We start from the raw sequence: 19,529 nt of genomic DNA, 5'->3' as shown, positions 1-19,529 counted from the left end.
CTATCACTCCCCTTGTAATAAGTTGTTTACGGTTGTTGAAACCATTCCCCAGCTTTGTTTAAATTCTTCAAGTTGTTCTAATCCTTTAGCGGTTACGTGATAATATTTTCGCTTTGGACCGAGTGAGGAGGCTTTTAATGTTCCTTCAATCAATTTTTCTTTTTGCATACGTAACAATAACGGATATATGCTTCCTTCGCTTACGAATGTAAATCCTTGTTTATTTAATTTTGTACTCAGTTCATATCCGTACACTTCTTCTTGTGAAATGATGTATAGGATGCAACCTTCGAGCACACCTTTTAACATTTGGCTGTGCATGATTTCACCACCTTTTACTCAGGTAACTTGCGTTGCAAGGTAGCTGTTATCTAAATTATAACATTCAGTAACTTGCAACGCAAGTTACTGAAGTGGAAAACTTTAATGAGTGTTAATTTTTCATCGTTTCCCATACTAACGAGAGGAGGGAAGTATATGAAACCATTTATGCCAAAACTCGTTTACTTTGAACCGAAGGCACTCGAATATCCGCTTGGAAAAGAGCTGTATGAGAAGTTTACGAAGATGGGATTAGAAATTCGTGAAACGACATCCCATAATCAAATTAGAAATTTGCCAGGTGAAAATGACTTGCAAAAGTATCGTAATGCAAAGGCAACACTTGTCGTTGGGGTGAGGAAAACATTAAAGTTTGATACGTCAAAACCGTCAGCTGAATATGCAATTCCGCTCGCAACGGGGTGTATGGGACATTGTCATTATTGCTATTTGCAAACGACACTTGGGAGTAAGCCTTACGTTCGCGTGTATGTCAATCTTGATGAAATATTTGAGAAGGCAAAGCAGTATATGGATGAAAGAGCACCAGAAATAACAAGGTTTGAAGCGGCTTGTACATCAGATATTGTTGGAATTGATCATTTAACACATGCATTAAAGCGGACGATTGAATTCATTGGAGAAAGTGAGCATGGGCGTTTACGTTTCGTTACGAAATATTCGCACGTTGATCATTTATTAGATGCAAAACATAATGGGAAAACTCGTTTTCGATTTAGTATTAATTCACGGTATGTAATCAAAAATTTTGAGCCGGGGACATCACCTTTTGAAGAACGAATTGAAGCAGCTCGTAAAGTAGCAGGTGCGGGTTATCCACTTGGGTTTATAGTTGCGCCACTTTATATGCATGAAGGATGGGAAGAAGGATACCGTGAACTATTTGAGCGACTGTACAATGCGCTAAAAGATTTGTCGATACCGAATTTAACATTTGAATTAATTCAACATCGCTTTACAAAACCAGCAAAAAAGGTCATTCAAGAGCGTTATCCGAATACGAAGCTTGAAATGGATGAAGAGAAGCGCAAATATAAATGGGGACGATATGGCATCGGGAAATACGTATATAAAAAAGATGATGCAGAAGTATTGGAAGAAACGATTAGAGGATATATTCATCACTTTTTTCCTAACGCAGAAATTCAATATTTTACATGAAAAGAACTTGTATTGGAATGCAAGTTCTTTTTTCTTTTAAATATTTAGGCTTGTTTTCAACTTGTCACGTTATTCTTTCTGGTGTATCATTTTATTGATTGCTTCGTACGGAATGAGCAAAATGAAATTGGATGGAGGAAACCGATGCCTACCCCTAGTATGGAAGATTATATTGAACAAATTTATTTGTTGATTGATGAAAAGGGTTATGCCCGCGTATCTGATATTGCTGAAGCGCTGAGTGTACATCCATCCTCTGTAACAAAAATGGTGCAAAAATTAGACAAAGATGAATATCTAATTTATGAAAAATATAGAGGGCTTGTATTAACATCAAAAGGTAAAAAAATCGGAGAGCGTCTCGTATACCGTCATGACTTGCTAGAGCAATTTATGCGTATTATCGGTTTGGATGAAAGTAAAATTTACAATGATGTAGAAGGAATTGAACATCATTTAAGTTGGGAAGCAATTGACCGCATTGGTGATCTAGTGCAATATTTTGAACAAGATGAGATTCGAGTGGAAACACTTCGTGGCGTTCAAAAAGCAAATGAAGAGAAAAGTAATTAAGGGGGAACGTATGTCGTTTCCTTTTTTATTTCAACCGAAAAGGATGGGGAAATTATGAAAGCAATTATTTTTGATTTTGATGGATTAATTGTGGACACAGAAACAATATGGTTTCACTCTTTCAGAGACGCCGTTCGTGAGTACGGTGGGGAGTTACCTTTAGAGGAATTTGCAAAATGTATTGGAACGACAGATGATGTACTATATGCATATTTAAATGAGCAATTAAAAGAGAAGTTTAACAAGGATGCATTAAAAGAAAAAGTGAAAACTTTACATAAAGAGAAAATGAAAATACCAGAAGCTCGTGACGGGGTAAAAGAATATTTAGAGGAAGCGAAAGAAATGGGATTGAAAATCGCATTAGCTTCCAGTTCATCTAGAGAATGGGTTACTTCTTTTTTGGAAGAGCTACAAATTCGAGATTATTTTGAAGTCATTAAAAGTAACTACTCAGCTTCTTCAAATAAAAAAACAGGCCAAATACATGTTTCCGATTCGAAAACATGAAAAGAAAATACTCCAATAAGAGAAAGAATCTAGATCAAATAGAGAATTTCTCTTATGAAGTTGTGCGATTCAAAGGAACCGTTCCGGTTTCTATAACCTGGCCTATTGCTCGTAAGACAGATTGTTTTTGTTTTTTCATGGTAGTTATAAAGCTTCGTATCTGACAAAAGGATTCTGCGCCTTTCTTACTTCGAAAAGTCCCAGACACTTTCTGTTTGACTTTCGTCATTCGAATATCCCGTTCCGCTTGATTATTGTCAAATGGAATGTCTGGATGTTCCAAGAATGCTAGAATTCTATCAGCATATTTGACGAAGCGATTCCATAAATTTTGAGCAGGCGTCTGCTTTCCTTTCTTTTTTAATTTTGCAGAAAAGACTGGTTGTTCTTTCAATATGGCTTGATAGACAGTAAACAGATTCTGTTGCTTTGCTTTTGGCAGACTTCCTTTGTATTGTTTTTTCAGCGTTAAAGCTTGCGTGAGAAATTTCTGCATCTGTTGAGCCCATTTTTGCCCCGTACTATCTATAATTCCTTGCAAATCTCGTAAGAGATGGGCATTGCATAATACATGTCGACAATCTGTATACGCATCATACGATTTCCAACCATCATGCATCGCAATTCCAGAAAAAGACGGTAAAATTCCGCCTGCATCCATTGCTTCTTTTCCGCGTTTTTGATGAATATGTTGCAAGGTCACCTCCGGTGTACTAGCGGTATGTAACCATTGTGTTTTATTTTTTACTCGCATACCGGTTTCATCAAAATGGACAACAGAAGACTGAAGGATCTTGTCTTTTACTTCTTGAAGAAAGGGCTGCAATTGAGCCGAAAAACTGTTTGTATGATTGACTAACGTTCCTTCACTAATCGAATGCCCAAAATAATCTTGAAAGAATTCTTTCGTTCGTTTCAAAGAAAGACACTGATAATGCGTTAAATAGGGAATCAGTCTTTTTATATTTGGACCATATTGAACAGGACGAGAGACAGTAGAAGGAAATTGTGATTCTTGGATAGAATGGCAATGTGGGCATTCTTTTTGTGACACTTTATGTTCTGTCACTTCTATCTGGATAGGTGGTAAATCATACACTTGGCGAATGCGGTATCCTTTTACAGGTTCTTGGTGTAAGGAAGTGTTACAACAAGTACAATGTGTAGGAGAATAGGTAATCGTATGGTCCGGAGTCGTTGTCAAATAAAGCGTATGTCCTTTGTGGCCCAACTGGCCACCGGTTTGACGATGAGACGGTTTGCGCAAACTTTTTGTAACGGGCTTACCCAAACCATCTGTAGAAGGTGGATTATGACTATTTTTGGAGTTTTTTTTTGAAGCATTTTCTAGTTCTTGTATACGTTTTTCTAACTTAGAAAATGTTTCTTCAAATAAAGAAATAACAGCTTCAGGTCCTTTTTTATATGCATCTAAAATGATTTTTCGATGGATCATCCTATTCACCTCCCTGTTTGATATACTCAGTATTTACAAATGGGAGGCATATGAAACAAGTAAAATAAAAAAAGACACCAAAAGGTGGCTGAGTAGTTACCATTAAAACAAGGGAAGATGTTGAGAAGGTAAAACCGGATCCAGCACTTTATCGAATTGCGATAGAAGATTTAGGGATTGATCCGTCTGAAGCTGTTGTATTTGAAGACTCGTTAAACGGATTAAAAGCAGCGATTGCAGCAGGATTAAAGTGCGTTGTTGTACCTAATGATGTGACACGTAATTTACCATTTGAAAATCATCACCTTCGAATTGAAAGTATGAAAGTTAAAAGTCTGAAAGAAGTACTGCAAAATATAAAAAAAGACCGTATTTCCTAAAAGGAAGCACGGTCTTTCTTTTTGTTTTTTTTGCCTTCAATGACAGTTAAATGAGATTGTTTTCTTTTTCGCTTCAAAGTGGAAGGAGCGCCTTTCTTACCTTTGTCATTAGAAGCGTTTGATTTCAAGAAAGAATTGCTTAGGGGTGCTACATTTTGTTTCCCATGTTTGCGGTTCGATTGTTTCGCTGCACGCTTATAAGAGCTTTGCGAATTTGCAGAACCACTAGAATTTGTAAACATCTTGTATAGCAAATAAAAGATACCGACAACAAGTAACATGTACCCGATATTTCTTAATACACCCATTGGATTTGTAATGACAGATGAGACAAGGCCGAATATTGCTAATCCGATAATAAGCATAACTATAGCGAATGTAAACGAACGACCGTTCATAAGGGACACCTCCTAAAAACATATATTAAAATTAGTATATTAACGATGAGGAAAGGAGTTGAACACCAATTTTAAATAATTATTGTTTGTTTTCTAAACGTAATAATTCTTCAAACGATGCAATGGCTACTTCCACTTGATCATCTGTTGGTTCTTTCGTTGTTAATAGTTGCAGCCATAATCCGGGATATCCAAGTATGCGTAATACTGGAATATCGCGTAATCGATTTGTAAATTGTAACACTTCAAAAGAAATGCCGAGAACGACTGGAATTAATAAAATTCGGTTTACGACTCTGGCCCAAAGTGGATCTGTAGGGACAAGGAAATAAACAAACATTCCAATAATGACTGTAAATATAATAAAGCTACTGCCACAGCGATAATGAAGGCGAGTTTGTTTTTGAACATTTTCTACAGTCATTGGAAGATTATTCTCATAGGCATTAATTACTTTATGCTCCGCACCATGGTACTGAAATACCCGCTTAATAAGTGGGGTTAAAGAAATAAAGTATATATAGCTCAATAATAGCATGAGCTTAATGACACTTTCGACAATGATTTGCCCTGTATGAGAAGGGAAAATCGGTCTCGTTAATTCAGCTAGTAGTGCAGGAACTGCTGTGAAAATGACTTTACCGAATATGAAAGATAAAACGCCAACTGCTGCAACTCCTAATACCATCGTTAATTTCGATTGTTCTTCTTTGTTATTTGCAATTTGTTCGTCTTCTTCTGGGTGGACATCAAATCGTTCTGAAGCAAAGTTTAAATGTTTTGCCCCATTCGCACTTGCATCCACAATAGCGGCAATCCCTCGTAAAAATGGAATTTTTTTCAGGATAGATAATGCTTTATTACGAACGCGTGGTAATCGATAAAATTCAATCGATTTATCTTTACGACGAACCGCTGTAACAGTATATTCTCTACCGCCAAACATAACTCCTTCTATGACTGCTTGCCCGCCATATATTTGTTTTGACTCTTCTGCCATGTTAACACCAACCTGTATTTGTTTCTCTCTTATGTAGAAAAAGAGGCAATTGTCATACTGGGTTCTGTCATTTCGAAATAAGACAATCACCGAGTTTCCTTTATTTTATCGACAAATACAAGTATATGACAAGGAAAAATGTTACGAGAGTCGGACATTTCTTATTCTTTTTATAGACAAATTTCGCAGTATTTAAACATGGTTCAAAATAGTTTCGGGCATACTATTGAGCGGAGGTGTCGATGTGAGTCAAGAACAATTAGGAACAAGGAATTTTGTACAAATTGGTTTATTTGGTGGAATCTTTTGGGGGGGGATATGGTATTTCCTTCATATATTTTCATTTACGGAAGCAGGACCGAACTATTTACTTTTACCATTTGCCTTTGGAAGCTGGAAAGAAGGGGTATGGGGCAATGTGTCAGGAATTGTTTGTATGGGACTACTTTCGATTTTAATTGCCTTTTTGTATAAAGCGTTTTTGGCAAAGTTTGAAGGAATTATTCCAGGAATGATTTATGGGCTATTTTGGTGGGCGTTACTATTTTTCGGAATGGGATTAATAGCGCCTGCCATTAAAAGTGCACTCCATTTACCGAAAGAAACAATTGTGACGACGATATGTATTTTTATATTGTATGGTGTGTTTATAGCATACTCTGTTTCCTACGCAGTAAATACGAATAAAGCTGAGCGAGAAGGAGAAGAGAAGACAAACTATTCAAATAAGTAACTCCTATGTTAAAATGTTGTATAGATATTTAATATTAAGGAGTTTTAAACATATGAAAAAGGTACTCCTCGTAAACGGTCCTAACCTAAATCGCCTCGGTGTCAGGGAGGTAAATGTATATGGAAAGGGCACGCTAGCGACACTTGAAGCAGATATGAAACAAGAAGCAGAAACAATGGGAGTGGAGTTAGAATGTTTCCAATCGAATCATGAAGGTGCGATTATCGATCGTATTCATGAGGCGGAAGATATATATGAAGGGATCATTTTAAATCCTGGAGCATTTACGCATTATAGCTATGCGATTCGAGATGCAATTGCGAGCATTTCGATTCCTGTTATTGAAGTACATATTTCTAACATTCACCAGCGTGAGTCGTTCCGTCACGAATCTGTGACGGCAGCTGTTTGTGCGGGACAAATTGTTGGATTTGGTTTTTATGGCTATAAGTTAGCGTTATTTGCATTAATGGAGAAATTGAGGGAGGCATAAAGTAATGGAGAAAATCGAAAGAGTAAGAAGCGCATTTGATGAGGCTGGTATTGACGGTATTTTGTTAACAAATGAACATAGTCGTAGATATATGGCTAACTTCACAGGAACAGCTGGTGTTGTATTGATTTCGAAAAATCGGGCTCAATTTATTACAGATTTCCGATATGTAGAGCAGGCTAGTAAACAAGCGGTTGGATACGAGATTGTACAGCATGCAGGATTAATCATTGATGAAGTTGCAAAGCAAGTGAAGCAACTGGGAATTCAAAAGCTTGGCTTTGAGCAAGATACTCTTACATATAGTTCTTATTCAGCGCATAAAGAAGTAATCGATGCTGAATTTATCCCAACTTCTGGGCTTGTAGAAAAGTTACGCTTGATAAAGACTGATTCAGAGATTAAGATATTAAAGGAAGCTGCACAGATTGCAGATGCTGCCTTTGAACATATTCTATCATTCATTCGCCCGGGAGTATCTGAAATTGAAGTGTCAAATGAACTTGAATTTTTCATGAGAAAACAAGGAGCAACATCTTCTTCGTTTGATATTATCGTTGCTTCAGGTCTTCGTTCGGCATTACCGCACGGCGTGGCATCTGAAAAAGTGATAGAAACAGGAGATTTCGTTACATTAGACTTCGGCGCTTATTACAAAGGATATTGTTCTGATATTACTCGTACAATTGCAGTTGGTGAACCATCTGATAAATTGAAAGAAATTTATAATATCGTTTTAGAAGCACAATTACGTGGTGTGAACGGTATTAAAGCTGGTTTAACAGGCCGTGAAGCGGATGCGTTAACGCGCGATTACATAACGGAAAAAGGATATGGTGAATACTTTGGACACTCTACTGGTCATGGAATTGGTCTTGAAATCCATGAAGCACCAGGTTTAGCGTTCCGTTCTGATACAGTACTTGAACCAGGAATGGCTGTAACAGTAGAACCAGGTATTTATATTCCAGGTATTGGCGGCGTACGTATTGAAGATGATATCATTGTAACAAGTGAAGGTAATGAAGTAATTACGAAATCACCAAAAGAACTTATTATTTTGTAATATACAGGAGGATTTTTTTACATGATTTCAGTAAACGATTTTCGTACAGGTTTAACAATTTCAGTGGACAATGCCCTTTGGCAAGTAATGGATTTCCAACACGTAAAGCCAGGTAAAGGTGCGGCATTCGTTCGCTCTAAACTACGTAACCTTCGCACAGGATCTGTTCAAGAGAAAACATTCCGTGCAGGTGAAAAAGTAGAAAAAGCACACATCGAAAACCGTCGTATGCAATACTTATACGCGAGCGGTGAGTCTCACGTATTTATGGATAACGGAACTTACGAGCAAATCGAACTTGGTGAAAACCAAATCGAGCGCGAACTTAAATTCCTAAAAGAAAACATGGAAGTATCTATTATGACATACCAAGATGAAGTACTTGGTGTTGAACTTCCGAACACAGTTGAATTAAAAGTGTCAGAAACAGAGCCTGGTATTAAAGGCGATACGGCTTCTAACGTAACAAAACCAGCTACATTAGAAACTGGTCTTGTTGTACAAGTACCAATCTTCATTAACGAAGGCGAAATGCTTATCATCAACACTGGTGAAGGTAAATACGTTTCTCGTGCATAGTAGAAAAGCACTCGTGATCATCACGAGTGCTTTTTTTTATAGGAAATAGGGTAGATAGTAAATAGCAGTGATAATAAAACTAACTAAAACAAGTGAAAGAGTACCCGCCATATATGGAGTGAAAACGATTTGAAATGGTTTTATTTCGCCAGTCTCAACACCAGTCAGTGTTTTACTGATTGCGTGATCCGTAATGTTGTTCCTATGAGTATTCATAATAATAAACCACATAATTGCAAATATCGCTAAACTCCCAAGGAAAAAGGTCTCCATAAATGACCAACCGACCAATTTTGAAAAAAGATAAATAAGAGCTAATTCTATTACAATTGTTAAACTAATTTTCAATACCTTCATACTTTCCCCCCTCATTTTGCACATATAGTCAATTTTTAAAAAATGGCGCGATACGATATGTAGTACACGAGATGACTTTAGTTCTATCTCTCATGCTGCATCGTCTATACTCCCCATCACTACTGAATATACCATAATATCCCATTTAACAATACGAATATTCGGACTACGGATAGACGATAGAGAAATATTATGTTTTTACTTCTGAAATAGACAACCCCTGCATATGGTTGTACAAATATATTCTTTTTCAGCATATAGCATTAGTAACCGTTATGGGAGAAGGTGGGAGAATGAAACAGTGGCTAGCGGCAATGGAAACATCCGTGCTTGTAATGGGGTTACTTCGGTTGTTTTCAGGTAGCGCGGAAATATTCGCCGCTTTGCTTATGCTTTATGTGAATGATGCGAAGAAAGCATTGTTTATAAATGGTATGTTGGCGTTTGTTGGACCGACCGTATTAATTTTAACAATGACAATAGGCATAGCGAGTGTGGCAAGTGAGATTTCTTTCTTGAAACTCTTTTTTCTAGCGCTTGGAATTGGCTGCATTTTTATCGCGTTGTTGAAATAGTAAGTCGAGTATAGTGGGGAGAAGCTGATGAAAGAAGTATTAGAAGTTTTACCGAAAACGATGAAGCGGCTAGTGGAAAGTTGTAAGCAATATGATGCTCTAGAGGAAATTCGTGTTCGAATTGGAAGACCGCTAGAGTGTATTGCTCATGGCGAAGTGTTTTTTTATGACTATATCGTTACAGCAGAGGATGCCATTTACTTATTGAATAAGTTAAGTCAATTCTCAATTTATACGATGGAAGAGGAATTAAAACGTGGGTATGTGACACTTCGAGGAGGACATAGAATCGGCTTAGCTGGAAAAGTCATTACAGAAAAAAGCGCAGTGAAAATGATTCGAGATGTCTCTTCCTTTAATATTCGTATCGCTCGTCAAAAAATAGGAATTGCTGAACCACTTTTGCCGTATTTGTATGAAACACGATGGTTAAACACGATGGTAATTGGCCCACCGCAAACGGGGAAAACAACACTTTTAAGAGATGTAGCACGTTGTATGAGTCAAGGTGTAAGTGCTTCGAAAATACCTTCTTGTAAAGTGGGGATTGTTGATGAGCGGTCAGAAATTGCAGGTTGTGTGAAAGGTATTCCGCAATATGACTTCGGCACACGAGTAGATGTGTTAGACGCATGTCCAAAAGCTGAAGGAATGATGATGATGATTCGTTCTATGAGTCCAGATATTTTGATTGTAGATGAAATTGGGCGTAAAGAAGATAGTGAAGCAATTATGGAGGCGGTGCATGCAGGGGTTCAGCTTTTTATAAGCGCACATGGATTTTCTTATGATGATGTTGTGAAACGCCCATCACTAAAGGCGGTGCTGGAGCTCGGCATATTTGATAGGTTTGTGGAGCTATCAAAAGCAAGAGGGCCAGGAACAGTTATGCAAGTAAAAGATAAATATGGAAAATCGGTATTACCTCATAGAAAGGCGCAAAGCGTATGGTGAAAATATTTGGTGCAGTGTTAATCGTTGCGGTCAGCACCTTTTTCGGATTTTCATACGCTAAAAGATACAGTGAGAGGCCAAGGCAACTTAGATTATTAAAAGCGGCACTTCAATCATTAGAGGCAGAAATTATGTATGGGCACACACCTTTGTCTGAAGCTGCCGAGCGATTAGTGAAACAAATGCCTAAGCCGTTAAATTGGATATTTCAAAGTTTCGCTAGAAGGCTAGAAGGCGGAGAACAAACTGTAAGAGAAGCTTGGATAGATAGTTTGAAAGAAAATTGGAAGCTAACAGCATTTCAACAAACTGAGTACGAGATTTTGCAGCAATTTGGTGAAACGCTCGGACAACATGATCGTGAATCACAACAAAAACATATTCGCTTATGTATTACACATTTAGAGAGAGAAGAAGAGGAAGCGAAAGCATTACAACTGCAATACGAAAAAATGATCAAGAGCTTAGGGGTACTAGCGGGGCTACTTATCGTAATTTTACTGCTATAGGAGGGAGAAAGGCGATGTCCATTGATGTTGGATTAATATTTCAAATCGCCGGAATCGGCATTGTTTTAGCTTTTATTCATACCGTACTAAAAGAATTAAAGCGAGAGGATATTGCAAATTGGGTTATCCTTGTCGGTTTTGTCGTTATTTTATTTCATGTGGCATTTTTAATTAATACGCTATTCGACAAGATTAAGAGTGTCTTTCTCTTCCAGTAAAGGAGGCGGTTCGAATCGAAATTATACAAATTGTCGGATTAGGCCTCGTTGCTACGTTTTTAGCAGCTGTATTGAATCAGCATAAATCTAGCATTACGTCGTTATTTATTGTATTCGTAGGTAGCGTGATGTTTCTTCTTTTAATTGATCAAATTCACTCTATTTTACAAATGATTGAGAGGGTAGCGAGTGAAGCGAAAGTTAGCAATGTGTATGTAGAAACGTTGCTAAAAATTATTGGAATTGCTTATATTGCTGAGTTTGGAGCACAAATTACAAAAGATGCAGGGCAGGGGGCAATCGCTTCGAAAATTGAATTAGCTGGAAAAATCTTAATTCTAGTAATGGCGATTCCTATTTTGACGGTTGTCATTGAAACTATTCTCGGATTTTTACCGACGGGATAAGGGGGAGTGAATGTTGAGGGGGTTTGGAGCTAAGCTGCTATTTGCTTGCTTCCTTTTCTTTTCTTTACCGGTTGTTGTACAAGCTTCTCCTGTAGAAACAAACGTCGTTGATCAACAATTGGATAAGCTCGGAATTGAAGATGTGAAGCAATTTTGGGACGGGCTCGTTACAAAATATGGAGGTTATTTACCAGAGAGTCAAAAAGGTAGCTTTATGGAGTTTGTAAAGGGAGAAAAAGAAATTTCTATAAAAGAGTGGATGCTAGGTTTATTAAAGTATTTATTTCACGAGCTTGTTGCAAATGGGAAGCTGCTGGGAACGCTCATTATGCTTACAATTTTTAGTGCATTGTTGCAATCACTGCAATCTGCATTTTCAAAGAGTAGTGTAAGTAAAATTGCGGATGCAGTTGTATATATGGTACTTATTATTTTCGCTTTAAATAGTTTTTATGTCGTCATGACATATGCAAGAGAAACGATACAAACAATGGTAGATTTCATATTAGCGCTATTGCCAATCTTGCTTGCACTCATAGCAACTGGAGGTGGTGTTGTATCTGTATCGTTTTTTCATCCGATTATTATCTTTTTAATGAACACGAGCGGGCTTTTGATGAATTATATCGTTCTACCACTTTTATTACTTGCAACGATATTAAGTATTGTAAGTACGATGAGTGATCAATATAAAGTTACGAAATTGTCCAAGCTTCTGCAAAACGTTAGCGTTGGGATTATCGGTATTTTTTTAACGATTTTTTTAGGGGTATTATCTGTACAAGGAACAGCGACAGCTGTTGCTGATGGAATAGCTGTGAAAACTGCTAAATTTGTAACAGGGAACTTTATTCCCGTAGTAGGAAGAATGTTTACAGAGGCGGCGGATACTGTTATTAGTGCATCGGGATTATTAAAAAACACAGTCGGAATTATCGGGCTCGTCATTCTATGCTTAATTGTTGCTTTTCCAGCGATTCAAATTTTTTGTATCGCGTTTATTTATAAATTCGCAGCAGCAGTATTACAGCCAGTTGGCAGCGGAGCAATTATTCAATGTTTAGATATTATCGGGCGAAGCATCATTTATGTATTTGCTTGCTTAGCTATCGTATCATTTATGTTCTTTTTAAGTATCACAATTATTATTGCTGCGGGGAACATTACACTTATGATGCGGTAGGAGGTGAAGGGTATGCAATTTGTTACAGAGTGGATTAGAAATATTATCGTTTTTTTACTCTTAGCGACAATGCTTCATCTTATTCTTCCAAATTCAAATTTGCAAAAGTACGTTAAATTCGTTGTAAGTCTATTATTAGTTGTTTTAATCTTAATGCCCCTTTTTAAACTACTGCAAACAGATGTGAATGAAGTAATCGCAAATTTTAATGAAGAGAAGTACGTAGCAGAAGGATCTGTAAAAAATTCAATAGATTCGAAGAAAAAAGAAATACAAGCTCTAACACGTGCATATAGTTTAGAAGAGATGGCTACCAAAATGAAAAAAGAAGTAGGAAAAGAATTCGAGAAAAAGTATGGTATGACAGTCTCTGAAATACAAATAGTCGCAGCGGAAAGTACAGCGGAAGTAAAGTCAGCGAAAGATATTCAAACTGTTGTTGTGACGGTGAAAGAAAAAGAACGTAGTAAAAATGATGCAATCGAAACAGTAAAACCAGTTGAAATTAACACGAAGGAACCTCCGAAAAAAGTAGAAGAAACGAATGTAGAAATGAAAGATTTCTTTTCAAGCAGGTGGCAACTAGAGAATAAACAAATCCAAGTTCAAATGGAGGGGAGGACAGGTAGAGTAAATGGACAATAAAGATAAAAATTCGAAGTTCTCATTTTTTCGAAACTTATTGAATGGGGATGAAAAAGAAAGCAATGAGAAGGGAAAAAAGATAACACCTAAGTTTTTACTTGTCCTACTCATTCTTGGGATTTTGCTTATGTTTTCTAGTAGTCTTTTTTCAAGTAAAAAAGAAGAAGTACCTGTATTTAAAGAACAAAAAACGCAAAACCAAGAAAAAGACGTACCAACTTTTGGACAAAAAAATAATGATAGTATGTCAAATGTAGAAAAGTATGAAAAAGCGTATGAACAAGAATTAAAAGCAGCCTTAGAAGAAATAGCGGGAGTAAAAAATGTAACGATTAAAGTAAATTTAGATTCATCTGAAGAAAAAATATTAGAAAAAAACACAGTGAAACGTTCACAAACAACAGGTGAAACAGATAAGACAGGTGGTAAGAGGGAAGTAGAAGATGAGTCCCTTGATGAAAAGACAGTCATTATACGTGAAGGTGATAAAGAAACTCCCGTTGTTTTACGAACAGAGAAACCGAAAGTACGAGGTGTTCTTGTCGTAGCAAAAGGAGTGGATAATATACAAGTTAAAGCGATGGTAAAAGAAGCTGTAATACGGCTGCTAGATGTACCAGCTCATCGTGTTTCAGTATCACCGAAAAATTGATAGGGAGGAAATAAAGTGTTAAAAAAACAAACGGTTTGGCTATTAACGATGTTAAGTTTAGTTGTTGTACTATCTGTTTATTACGTAACAACTCCTGACAAAATGAATACAGCATCGCCGGCAACAGGTGAAAAGATTGGACAAGAAAAACAAGGCACTGATAAAGCAGTAACAAATGAAGCACCTAAAGAAACGCCAAAAAAAGAAAATACAAGCAAGGAAACATCAAATAAAGAAACAAACAAAGAAACAAACAAAAAAGAGAGTGCTCAAAAAGAAACAAGTAAAAAAGATGCTAACGTAACAGTTCAATCCAGTGATGAAAATTTCACAGCGTTACGTATGCAAATGGAAGATCAGCTAAGTGAACAAAAATCAAGATTACAAGAAGTGATGAATTCAGCAAAATCTTCAGCAACAGAAAAGAGTAAAGCGAAAGATAATTTTGATGCAATTACTACAATGGAAACGAAGCAAGAATTACTTGAGACAGTGATTAAGTCTCAAGGAGGATATAAAGATGCCCTTGTAAGAGCTGATGGAACTGACATTAAAGTAACTGTGAAAGCAGCAAAGCATTCACAAAAAGAAGCGAATAAAATTATACAGCTTGTAAGAAGTGAAGGCGGATCAAAAGATGTAGGTGTGAAATTTGATCCACCAACAAAATAAAAACTAATAATCCGCGGGGGAATCCCTCGCGGATTATTAGTTTTTACGAATCGGATTGTTTGAAAATAGTTATAGAAAAAAGCTATCATTTTCGATAGCTTTTTTCTGTTTCGTCTTTGTAGTTGTTTTTATTACGTTCAACTCGGAACGGAGAAATACGTTGTGAGTAAAAGATTAGCGGTTCATGGTAATGATGATTACTTTTTCCAGATTTGACGTGGATGAAGAGAACGAATGCCCAGACCATTACGGCAGGTAAGAAGAGAATGAGCCATATCATATGTCCACACCTCGATACGATATATTTTCTACACTTTGAACATACTATTCTTATATGAAGGAATGATGAACGGTGTGTAAACAAAAAAATAATATTTGGTAAAAATATGTTGTTGACTATAGATGAGGTGAAGAGTGGAGCGGTAATGATCTGTTTATTGTGTAGCATTGTGAAAAAAGTTAGGAATGTTTTTTTAGAAGTGGTCTTGCCAATTTTGTGTGAAACTTGGTATTATTACTAGGTAATAAATTTTTATTGGAATAATATTTTTACAGGAGTTTCGATTTATTATAAAGAAATATAAATTGGAATGTTTAAAAAATTTATCGTAAGATGGAAATAGCAATTATTTCTATTAGTAAATGAAATGCATTTTCTAATAGAGTACATCGTATTTTTACAGTCAATCTAGTTTTAGTGACGATAATCTGTAAAAACGAGACAAACAAGAGTATGGGAGTGGATTTTACATGTTTAAAATTCAAGAAGTTCGTGAATTAATTAAATTAATTGATAGCTCTAATATTGATGAATTTGAATACAAAAAAGATGGTACGACAATCAAAATGAAAAAGCATGGTAATGAAGTTGTTGCGGTGCAAGCACCTGTAGCAAAACAAGTCGTGCAACCAGTAGCACCTGTTGAAGTTGAAACAACAGTAGCGGCAGCACAAGTGGAAGTACCAAAACAAGAAGAGCAAAAAGTGGTTCAAAATGAAAACCTACATAAAATTACATCACCGATGGTAGGTACATTCTATTCTTCATCTTCGCCTGATACACCTGCATATGTAAGTGTAGGAGACAGAGTATCAAAAGATTCTATCGTATGCATTGTCGAGGCTATGAAGTTATTTAACGAAATCGATGCAGATGTAGATGGTGAAATTGTTGAGATTCTTGTTAATAATGGACAGCTTGTTGAGTATGGACAACCGCTATTTCTTGTAAAAGCGTAATAAGGGAGTCTTTGTGATGATAAAAAAAGTATTAATAGCCAATCGTGGGGAAATTGCTGTACGAATTATTCGTGCTTGTAAAGAAATGGATATTGAAACAGTCGCAATTTATTCAGAAGCAGATAAAGAGTCACTTCACGTACAAATTGCTGATGAGGCGTATTGTGTAGGACCAACGATTTCGAAAGAAAGCTATTTAAATTTGACGAACATTATTAGTGTTGCGAAGTTAACAGGCTGCGATGCTATTCATCCAGGATACGGATTTTTAGCAGAGAATGCAGATTTTGCAGAGCTATGCCGTGAATGTAACTTGATTTTTATCGGTCCAAGTCCAGAAGCTATTTCAAAGATGGGCACAAAAGACGTTGCTCGTGATACAATGAAAGAAGCAGGGGTTCCGATTGTACCAGGTTCACAAGGGATTATTAAAAATACCGAAGAAGCGATCGAGCTTGCTAATCAAATTGGGTATCCAGTTATTATTAAAGCGACTGCAGGTGGCGGCGGAAAAGGTATTCGTGTTGCACGCCATGAAGAAGAGCTTGTAAAAGGAATTCAAATTACACAGCAAGAAGCTAGTACCGCTTTTGGGAACCCTGGTGTATACTTAGAAAAGTACGTTGAAGATTTCCGCCATGTTGAGATTCAAATAATGGCAGATACACATGGAAATGCCATTCATTTAGGAGAGCGTGATTGTACAATTCAGCGCCGCTTGCAAAAACTACTAGAAGAAAGTCCATCACCTGCACTTGATGAAAATGTTCGCAAGCAGATGGGTGATGCGGCAGTTAAAGCGGCGGTAGCGGTTGATTATACAGGTGCTGGTACGGTTGAGTTTATTTATGAATATAGAACGAAAAGCTTTTATTTCATGGAGATGAATACGAGAATTCAAGTTGAGCATCCAGTTACTGAAATGGTAACAGGGATGGATTTAATTAAAGAACAAATTCGTGTTGCTTCTGGAGAAAAGTTATCGTTACAGCAAGAAGAAGTACAATTTAATGGTTGGGCAATTGAATGCCGAATTAATGCGGAAAACCCTGCCAAAAAATTTATGCCATCCCCAGGTAAAGTAGAAATGTACTTGCCACCAGGCGGATTTGGTATTCGCGTCGATTCAGCTGTATATCCGGGATATTCAATCCCACCTTTCTATGATTCGATGGTTGCTAAATTAATTGTTCACGGAAAAACACGTGAAGAGGCAATTGCAAAAATGAAGCGTGCACTCAGTGAGTTTGTCATTGAAGGCGTACATACAACAATCCCGTTCCATTTGCAATTGCTAGATCATCCTGATTTTGTAAAAGGTGAGTTTAATACGAAGTTTTTGGAAGAGCATGAACTTGTGACGCAGTGATACATTAAAGGAGGTTTTTTTCATGGCTGAACATATGTTAGATATGGGTCAAGATACAACTCTTGGTAAAGTAGAAATTGCACCAGAAGTAATTGAAGTAATCGCAGGTATTGCAGCTGCTGAAGTAGAAGGTGTAGCGGCAATGCGTGGTAATTTTGCTACAGATGTTGTTGAGAAGTTAGGTAAGAAAAATCATGGTAAAGGTGTAAAGGTTGAATTAGCAAACGAAGATATTATCGTTGACCTTTATGTTGTAATGTATTTTGGCGTAGCAATTCCAGTTGTTGCACAAAAGATTCAAGACAACATTCGCCAGGCACTCTTTACAATGACAGGGCTTGAGCCAAAAGAAGTGAATGTTCACATCGTTGGCGTAACATTCGAAACACAAAAAACAGAAATTGAACCAGTGTAAGAATGAAAAAGGTGCCTAGTAACATAGGCATCTTTTTTATCGTTTCATTTCTTCACAAATTAAAACCCTCTAATTATTATACTATTTCAAAAAATAAGAAATCAAAAAGAAGATGTTTCGTTTTTCCAAAAAACGTACATTGTGATAAGATATGGAACTTGAAGTTAATCTTTTTATTATTTTTCAGCCTTGTAACCCGTGTGTGAAACGATAAATTGTGTTATTATCATTGTATTATAAGGTTGGAAAATCAATGAAAACTGTAAGAGTAAGTGAATTGACGGCTTATAAATTATAATAATATAACAAAGCATAAGGAAAGACTTGAAGCATAAAGGAGAGTTACAATGAAACGTAGGACGGCTAGAGAAAGAGCTATGCAAGCATTATACCAAATGGATATTACAGGTGAATTAGAACCGAAAGTAGCGGTAGAAAACACGCTAGATGAAGGTGAAGAAACAAATGATTTTCTAGAATCACTTGTAGTAGGTTTTGTAGAAAATAAAGAAGTAATTGATGAAGCGATTCGTCAAAACTTAAAAAAATGGAAGCTGGAGCGTATTAGTATTGTTGATCGCAGTATTTTACGTGTAGCTGTGTATGAAATGAAATACATGGAAGAAATTCCACACAACGTAACAATTAACGAAGCGATTGAAATTGCTAAAACATTTGGGGATGAGGAATCTCGTCGTTTTATTAACGGCGTTTTATCTAATATAAAAGATACACTGTAATTTCTTTAAGGGGGAATCTTAAAATGGTAGCAGTAATCATCAAAGGAAATGAAGTTGCGGAGAAAAAACGAGCACAATTAACAGAAGAAGTTGTGAAGTTGAAAGAGCAAGGGATTGTACCAGGATTAGCAGTTATTCTAGTTGGAGAAGATCCAGCATCTCGTTCTTATGTAAAAGGAAAAGAAAAGGGCTGTGAACAAGTAGGAATCTATTCAGAGCTAATTGAACTTCCTGAAACAATTACTGAGGAGCGTTTGCTTGCTGAAATCGATCGCTTAAATGGCGATGACCGTATTAATGGCATTTTAGTGCAATTACCTTTACCAAAACATATTGAAGAAAAAGCTATCATTGAAAGAATTTCACCAGAAAAAGATGTAGATGGATTTCACCCAATCAGCGTGGGACGTATGATGACGGGACAAGATACATTCCTTCCATGTACACCGCACGGTATCGTAGAATTAGTAAAAGAAACAAATCTTGATATCTCAGGAAAACATGTTGTAGTAATTGGAAGAAGTAATATTGTCGGCAAGCCAGTGGGGCAATTGTTCTTAAATGAAAATGCAACTGTAACATATTGTCATTCTAAAACGCAAAATATGAAAGAGTTAACGAAGTTAGCTGATATTTTAATCGTAGCTGTTGGACGACCTAAAATGGTAACAGCTGATTATATTAAAGAAGGAGCGGTTGTAATCGACGTTGGTGTGAACCGTTTAGAAACAGGTAAACTTTGTGGTGATGTTGACTTTGACAACGTGTTAGATGTTGCAGGTTACATTACACCTGTGCCAAAGGGTGTTGGTCCAATGACGATCACAATGCTTCTTCATAATACTGTTGAATCTGCTAAGCGTGCAGGTGTCGTTTGTAAATAATTTGAGTCGGCTATGAGGA

26 protein-coding genes and 2 pseudogenes are annotated in these 19,529 nt (G+C 36.7%); 22 read left to right on the top strand and 6 right to left on the bottom strand.

The window, feature by feature from the left end:
- Window positions 1–3: 3 nt before the first annotated feature.
- The gene (locus tag QCI41_RS11415) at window positions 4–321 is read right to left on the bottom strand and encodes a PadR family transcriptional regulator (protein ID WP_000556089.1); all 318 of its coding nucleotides are present in this window, start codon (window positions 319–321) and stop codon (window positions 4–6) included.
- Window positions 322–477: 156 nt separating this feature from the next.
- Between QCI41_RS11415 and splB the strand changes: the two genes are divergently transcribed.
- From splB to QCI41_RS11400, 3 genes and pseudogenes are all read left to right on the top strand, one after another.
- Window positions 478–1,503, top strand: a complete 1,026-nt coding sequence (splB, locus tag QCI41_RS11410) for a spore photoproduct lyase (protein WP_000802111.1) — start codon at window positions 478–480, stop codon at window positions 1,501–1,503.
- A gap of 144 nt (window positions 1,504–1,647) precedes the next feature.
- Window positions 1,648–2,076, top strand: coding sequence for a transcriptional regulator MntR (mntR, locus tag QCI41_RS11405; RefSeq protein WP_001143070.1), 429 nt, complete (start codon window positions 1,648–1,650; stop codon window positions 2,074–2,076).
- Between the two features lie 54 nt (window positions 2,077–2,130).
- Window positions 2,131–2,523 (top strand): annotated as a pseudogene (locus tag QCI41_RS11400) (HAD family hydrolase); the annotation flags it as partial.
- A gap of 115 nt (window positions 2,524–2,638) precedes the next feature.
- Here QCI41_RS11400 and tnpC read toward each other — a convergent pair.
- Window positions 2,639–4,042 carry an IS66 family transposase gene (tnpC, locus tag QCI41_RS11395; protein ID WP_353836579.1) on the bottom strand — a complete coding sequence of 468 codons (1,404 nt, stop codon included), beginning with the start codon at window positions 4,040–4,042 and terminating at the stop codon, window positions 2,639–2,641.
- Window positions 4,043–4,143: 101 nt separating this feature from the next.
- Here tnpC and QCI41_RS11390 point away from each other — a divergent pair.
- Window positions 4,144–4,422: pseudogene (locus QCI41_RS11390) on the top strand (HAD-IA family hydrolase); the annotation flags it as partial.
- Here the strand turns inward: QCI41_RS11390 and QCI41_RS11385 are convergent.
- Together QCI41_RS11385 and QCI41_RS11380 are read right to left on the bottom strand one after the other, a co-directional pair.
- Window positions 4,419–4,820 (bottom strand): SA1362 family protein, encoded by a 402-nt coding sequence (locus tag QCI41_RS11385; protein WP_001014467.1) that lies wholly within the window; start codon window positions 4,818–4,820, stop codon window positions 4,419–4,421. The pseudogene QCI41_RS11390 and the gene QCI41_RS11385 overlap by 4 nt on opposite strands.
- 79 nt (window positions 4,821–4,899) lie before the next feature.
- The gene (locus QCI41_RS11380; RefSeq protein ID WP_000807116.1) at window positions 4,900–5,820 is read right to left on the bottom strand and encodes a DUF1385 domain-containing protein; all 921 of its coding nucleotides are present in this window, start codon (window positions 5,818–5,820) and stop codon (window positions 4,900–4,902) included.
- Window positions 5,821–6,064: 244 nt separating this feature from the next.
- Here QCI41_RS11380 and QCI41_RS11375 point away from each other — a divergent pair, with 244 nt between their 5' ends.
- Genes QCI41_RS11375 through efp form a run of 4 tightly spaced genes read left to right on the top strand, consistent with a single transcriptional unit; the run spans window position 6,065 to window position 8,691 of the window.
- Entirely contained in the window at window positions 6,065–6,553 is a 489-nt protein-coding gene (locus tag QCI41_RS11375; protein ID WP_000076890.1) for a YqhR family membrane protein, read from the top strand.
- A gap of 52 nt (window positions 6,554–6,605) precedes the next feature.
- Entirely contained in the window at window positions 6,606–7,046 is a 441-nt protein-coding gene (aroQ, locus tag QCI41_RS11370; protein ID WP_000757087.1) for a type II 3-dehydroquinate dehydratase, read from the top strand.
- 4 nt (window positions 7,047–7,050) lie between these two features.
- Window positions 7,051–8,112, top strand: a complete 1,062-nt coding sequence (gene pepQ, locus QCI41_RS11365; RefSeq protein ID WP_087985171.1) for a Xaa-Pro dipeptidase — start codon at window positions 7,051–7,053, stop codon at window positions 8,110–8,112.
- A gap of 21 nt (window positions 8,113–8,133) precedes the next feature.
- Window positions 8,134–8,691 carry an elongation factor P gene (gene efp / locus QCI41_RS11360; RefSeq protein ID WP_000626521.1) on the top strand — a complete coding sequence of 186 codons (558 nt, stop codon included), beginning with the start codon at window positions 8,134–8,136 and terminating at the stop codon, window positions 8,689–8,691.
- A gap of 36 nt (window positions 8,692–8,727) precedes the next feature.
- Here the strand turns inward: efp and QCI41_RS11355 are convergent, their stop codons facing one another.
- The gene (locus tag QCI41_RS11355) at window positions 8,728–9,048 is read right to left on the bottom strand and encodes a hypothetical protein (protein ID WP_353837450.1); all 321 of its coding nucleotides are present in this window, start codon (window positions 9,046–9,048) and stop codon (window positions 8,728–8,730) included.
- A gap of 293 nt (window positions 9,049–9,341) precedes the next feature.
- Between QCI41_RS11355 and QCI41_RS11350 the strand changes: the two genes are divergently transcribed.
- From QCI41_RS11350 to QCI41_RS11310, 9 genes are read left to right on the top strand one after another with little or no spacing between them, the layout of a single operon-like run.
- Window positions 9,342–9,623, top strand: a complete 282-nt coding sequence (locus QCI41_RS11350) for a YqhV family protein (RefSeq protein ID WP_000816054.1) — start codon at window positions 9,342–9,344, stop codon at window positions 9,621–9,623.
- A 27-nt stretch (window positions 9,624–9,650) separates the two neighbouring features.
- Window positions 9,651–10,577, top strand: coding sequence for a stage III sporulation protein AA (spoIIIAA, locus tag QCI41_RS11345; RefSeq protein WP_353837451.1), 927 nt, complete (start codon window positions 9,651–9,653; stop codon window positions 10,575–10,577).
- A complete protein-coding gene (gene spoIIIAB / locus QCI41_RS11340) occupies window positions 10,571–11,086 on the top strand; it encodes a stage III sporulation protein SpoIIIAB (RefSeq protein WP_000238693.1) in 516 nt (171 codons plus the stop codon). Before spoIIIAA ends, spoIIIAB begins: the two co-directional genes overlap by 7 nt.
- A 14-nt stretch (window positions 11,087–11,100) precedes the next feature.
- Window positions 11,101–11,304, top strand: a complete 204-nt coding sequence (spoIIIAC, locus tag QCI41_RS11335; RefSeq protein WP_000020914.1) for a stage III sporulation protein AC — start codon at window positions 11,101–11,103, stop codon at window positions 11,302–11,304.
- A gap of 23 nt (window positions 11,305–11,327) precedes the next feature.
- The gene (gene spoIIIAD / locus QCI41_RS11330; RefSeq protein ID WP_079998460.1) at window positions 11,328–11,711 is read left to right on the top strand and encodes a stage III sporulation protein AD; all 384 of its coding nucleotides are present in this window, start codon (window positions 11,328–11,330) and stop codon (window positions 11,709–11,711) included.
- 10 nt (window positions 11,712–11,721) lie between these two features.
- Entirely contained in the window at window positions 11,722–12,894 is a 1,173-nt protein-coding gene (gene spoIIIAE, locus QCI41_RS11325) for a stage III sporulation protein AE (RefSeq protein WP_000943696.1), read from the top strand.
- Window positions 12,895–12,906: 12 nt separating this feature from the next.
- Window positions 12,907–13,539 carry a stage III sporulation protein AF gene (spoIIIAF, locus tag QCI41_RS11320; RefSeq protein ID WP_353837452.1) on the top strand — a complete coding sequence of 211 codons (633 nt, stop codon included), beginning with the start codon at window positions 12,907–12,909 and terminating at the stop codon, window positions 13,537–13,539.
- The gene (gene spoIIIAG, locus QCI41_RS11315) at window positions 13,529–14,191 is read left to right on the top strand and encodes a stage III sporulation protein AG (RefSeq protein WP_000368870.1); all 663 of its coding nucleotides are present in this window, start codon (window positions 13,529–13,531) and stop codon (window positions 14,189–14,191) included. The genes spoIIIAF and spoIIIAG overlap by 11 nt, the downstream gene beginning before the upstream one ends.
- Before the next feature lie 15 nt (window positions 14,192–14,206).
- Entirely contained in the window at window positions 14,207–14,863 is a 657-nt protein-coding gene (locus tag QCI41_RS11310; protein ID WP_000914707.1) for a SpoIIIAH-like family protein, read from the top strand.
- A gap of 85 nt (window positions 14,864–14,948) precedes the next feature.
- On the opposite strand, the gene QCI41_RS11305 is transcribed toward QCI41_RS11310, so the two are convergent.
- On the bottom strand, window positions 14,949–15,143 hold the full coding sequence (locus tag QCI41_RS11305) for a DNA recombination protein RecO (RefSeq protein ID WP_353837453.1): 195 nt from the start codon (window positions 15,141–15,143) through the stop codon (window positions 14,949–14,951).
- A 470-nt stretch (window positions 15,144–15,613) separates the two neighbouring features.
- Here QCI41_RS11305 and accB point away from each other — a divergent pair, with 470 nt between their 5' ends.
- The 5 genes from accB to folD all read left to right on the top strand — a co-directional run bounded on the left by accB (window position 15,614) and on the right by folD (window position 19,510).
- Window positions 15,614–16,102, top strand: coding sequence for an acetyl-CoA carboxylase biotin carboxyl carrier protein (gene accB / locus QCI41_RS11300; protein WP_046957515.1), 489 nt, complete (start codon window positions 15,614–15,616; stop codon window positions 16,100–16,102).
- Between the two features lie 16 nt (window positions 16,103–16,118).
- Window positions 16,119–17,471: an acetyl-CoA carboxylase biotin carboxylase subunit gene (gene accC, locus QCI41_RS11295; RefSeq protein WP_000592872.1), complete on the top strand. Its 1,353-nt coding sequence runs from the start codon at window positions 16,119–16,121 to the stop codon at window positions 17,469–17,471.
- Window positions 17,472–17,493: 22 nt separating this feature from the next.
- The gene (locus QCI41_RS11290) at window positions 17,494–17,886 is read left to right on the top strand and encodes an Asp23/Gls24 family envelope stress response protein (RefSeq protein WP_000807630.1); all 393 of its coding nucleotides are present in this window, start codon (window positions 17,494–17,496) and stop codon (window positions 17,884–17,886) included.
- Window positions 17,887–18,233: 347 nt separating this feature from the next.
- On the top strand, window positions 18,234–18,626 hold the full coding sequence (gene nusB, locus QCI41_RS11285) for a N utilization substance protein NusB (protein WP_000830244.1): 393 nt from the start codon (window positions 18,234–18,236) through the stop codon (window positions 18,624–18,626).
- Window positions 18,627–18,649: 23 nt separating this feature from the next.
- Window positions 18,650–19,510 (top strand): bifunctional methylenetetrahydrofolate dehydrogenase/methenyltetrahydrofolate cyclohydrolase FolD, encoded by an 861-nt coding sequence (gene folD, locus QCI41_RS11280; RefSeq protein ID WP_000226735.1) that lies wholly within the window; start codon window positions 18,650–18,652, stop codon window positions 19,508–19,510.
- Window positions 19,511–19,529: the final 19 nt, after the last annotated feature.

It is taken from the genome of Bacillus cereus group sp. MG4 (assembly GCF_040460055.1).
Taxonomy (GTDB): Bacteria; Bacillota; Bacilli; order Bacillales; family Bacillaceae_G; genus Bacillus_A; species Bacillus_A wiedmannii.
Note: the sequence above shows the minus strand (reverse complement) of the source record. Positions and strands in the feature narration are given on the sequence as shown.

What these genes read in the sequence shown, in the direction of transcription:
- QCI41_RS11385 (WP_001014467.1), bottom strand. Translation starts at nt 4,820, where the DNA reads ATGAACGGTCGTTCGTTTACATTCGCTATAGTTATGCTTATTATCGGA.
- QCI41_RS11355 (WP_353837450.1), bottom strand. Translation starts at nt 9,048, where the DNA reads ATGAAGGTATTGAAAATTAGTTTAACAATTGTAATAGAATTAGCTCTT.
- spoIIIAG (WP_000368870.1), top strand. Translation starts at nt 13,529, where the DNA reads ATGGACAATAAAGATAAAAATTCGAAGTTCTCATTTTTTCGAAACTTA.
- pepQ (WP_087985171.1), top strand. Translation starts at nt 7,051, where the DNA reads ATGGAGAAAATCGAAAGAGTAAGAAGCGCATTTGATGAGGCTGGTATT.
- QCI41_RS11380 (WP_000807116.1), bottom strand. Translation starts at nt 5,820, where the DNA reads ATGGCAGAAGAGTCAAAACAAATATATGGCGGGCAAGCAGTCATAGAA.
- QCI41_RS11305 (WP_353837453.1), bottom strand. Translation starts at nt 15,143, where the DNA reads ATGATATGGCTCATTCTCTTCTTACCTGCCGTAATGGTCTGGGCATTC.
- spoIIIAA (WP_353837451.1), top strand. Translation starts at nt 9,651, where the DNA reads ATGAAAGAAGTATTAGAAGTTTTACCGAAAACGATGAAGCGGCTAGTG.
- accB (WP_046957515.1), top strand. Translation starts at nt 15,614, where the DNA reads ATGTTTAAAATTCAAGAAGTTCGTGAATTAATTAAATTAATTGATAGC.
- accC (WP_000592872.1), top strand. Translation starts at nt 16,119, where the DNA reads ATGATAAAAAAAGTATTAATAGCCAATCGTGGGGAAATTGCTGTACGA.
- tnpC (WP_353836579.1), bottom strand. Translation starts at nt 4,042, where the DNA reads ATGATCCATCGAAAAATCATTTTAGATGCATATAAAAAAGGACCTGAA.
- splB (WP_000802111.1), top strand. Translation starts at nt 478, where the DNA reads ATGAAACCATTTATGCCAAAACTCGTTTACTTTGAACCGAAGGCACTC.
- efp (WP_000626521.1), top strand. Translation starts at nt 8,134, where the DNA reads ATGATTTCAGTAAACGATTTTCGTACAGGTTTAACAATTTCAGTGGAC.
- QCI41_RS11350 (WP_000816054.1), top strand. Translation starts at nt 9,342, where the DNA reads ATGAAACAGTGGCTAGCGGCAATGGAAACATCCGTGCTTGTAATGGGG.
- QCI41_RS11290 (WP_000807630.1), top strand. Translation starts at nt 17,494, where the DNA reads ATGGCTGAACATATGTTAGATATGGGTCAAGATACAACTCTTGGTAAA.
- spoIIIAE (WP_000943696.1), top strand. Translation starts at nt 11,722, where the DNA reads ATGTTGAGGGGGTTTGGAGCTAAGCTGCTATTTGCTTGCTTCCTTTTC.
- folD (WP_000226735.1), top strand. Translation starts at nt 18,650, where the DNA reads ATGGTAGCAGTAATCATCAAAGGAAATGAAGTTGCGGAGAAAAAACGA.
- nusB (WP_000830244.1), top strand. Translation starts at nt 18,234, where the DNA reads ATGAAACGTAGGACGGCTAGAGAAAGAGCTATGCAAGCATTATACCAA.
- QCI41_RS11415 (WP_000556089.1), bottom strand. Translation starts at nt 321, where the DNA reads ATGCACAGCCAAATGTTAAAAGGTGTGCTCGAAGGTTGCATCCTATAC.
- spoIIIAC (WP_000020914.1), top strand. Translation starts at nt 11,101, where the DNA reads ATGTCCATTGATGTTGGATTAATATTTCAAATCGCCGGAATCGGCATT.
- mntR (WP_001143070.1), top strand. Translation starts at nt 1,648, where the DNA reads ATGCCTACCCCTAGTATGGAAGATTATATTGAACAAATTTATTTGTTG.
- spoIIIAB (WP_000238693.1), top strand. Translation starts at nt 10,571, where the DNA reads ATGGTGAAAATATTTGGTGCAGTGTTAATCGTTGCGGTCAGCACCTTT.
- spoIIIAF (WP_353837452.1), top strand. Translation starts at nt 12,907, where the DNA reads ATGCAATTTGTTACAGAGTGGATTAGAAATATTATCGTTTTTTTACTC.
- aroQ (WP_000757087.1), top strand. Translation starts at nt 6,606, where the DNA reads ATGAAAAAGGTACTCCTCGTAAACGGTCCTAACCTAAATCGCCTCGGT.